Source organism: Phaeobacter sp. SYSU ZJ3003 (genome assembly GCF_041300735.1).
GTDB lineage: Bacteria > Pseudomonadota > Alphaproteobacteria > Rhodobacterales > Rhodobacteraceae > Phycobacter > Phycobacter gallaeciensis_A.
On sequence record NZ_PXNU01000144.1, the window covers coordinates 1 to 1,094 of the forward strand.

General features: G+C 59.6%; 1 protein-coding gene. It reads left to right on the top strand.

What is annotated here, in order from left to right; translation table 11 throughout:
* Window positions 1-1,094, top strand: a 1,094-nt coding sequence (tuf, locus tag C6W91_RS21120) for an elongation factor Tu (RefSeq protein ID WP_370571608.1), incomplete at both ends; no start/stop codon positions are given.

Below are 1,094 nucleotides of genomic sequence, written 5' to 3' on the forward strand. Positions count from 1 at the left end.
ATGGCTAAGGAAAAGTTTGAGCGTAATAAACCGCACGTCAACATCGGCACCGTTGGCCACGTTGACCACGGCAAAACCACGCTGACCGCAGCGATCACCAAATACTTCGGTGACTTCAAAGCCTACGACCAGATCGACGGCGCACCGGAAGAAAAAGCCCGCGGCATCACCATCTCGACCGCCCATGTGGAATACGAGACCGAGAACCGCCACTATGCACACGTCGACTGCCCCGGCCACGCTGACTATGTGAAAAACATGATCACCGGTGCGGCGCAGATGGACGGCGCGATCCTGGTTGTGAACGCAGCTGACGGCCCGATGCCCCAGACCCGCGAGCACATCCTGCTGGCGCGTCAGGTTGGCGTTCCGGCGCTGGTCGTGTTCATGAACAAGGTTGACCAGGTCGACGACGAAGAGCTGCTCGAGCTCGTCGAGATGGAAATCCGCGAACTGCTGTCTTCCTACGACTTCCCGGGCGACGATATCCCGATCATCGCAGGTTCCGCTCTGGCGGCGATGGAAGGCCGTGACCCGGAAATCGGCGAAAACAAAATCAAGGAACTGATGGCGGCTGTGGATGAGTACATCCCGACCCCCGAGCGTGCCGTTGACCTGCCGTTCCTGATGCCGATCGAAGACGTGTTCTCGATCTCCGGTCGTGGTACCGTTGTGACCGGCCGTGTTGAGCGTGGCGTGATCAACGTTGGCGACGAAATCGAAATCGTCGGCATCCACGACACCAAGAAAACCACCTGCACCGGTGTTGAGATGTTCCGCAAGCTGCTGGACCGCGGCGAAGCCGGCGACAACATCGGCGCGCTGCTGCGTGGCGTTGACCGTGACGGCGTTGAGCGTGGTCAGGTTCTGTGTAAGCCGGGCTCCGTGACCCCGCACACCAAATTCGAGGCAGAAGCATATATTCTGACCAAAGAAGAAGGTGGCCGTCACACCCCGTTCTTTGCGAACTACCGTCCGCAGTTCTACTTCCGGACCACCGACGTGACCGGCACCGTGACCCTGCCGGAAGGCACCGAGATGGTGATGCCGGGCGACAACCTGAAGTTCGAAGTTGAACTGATCGCCCCGATCGC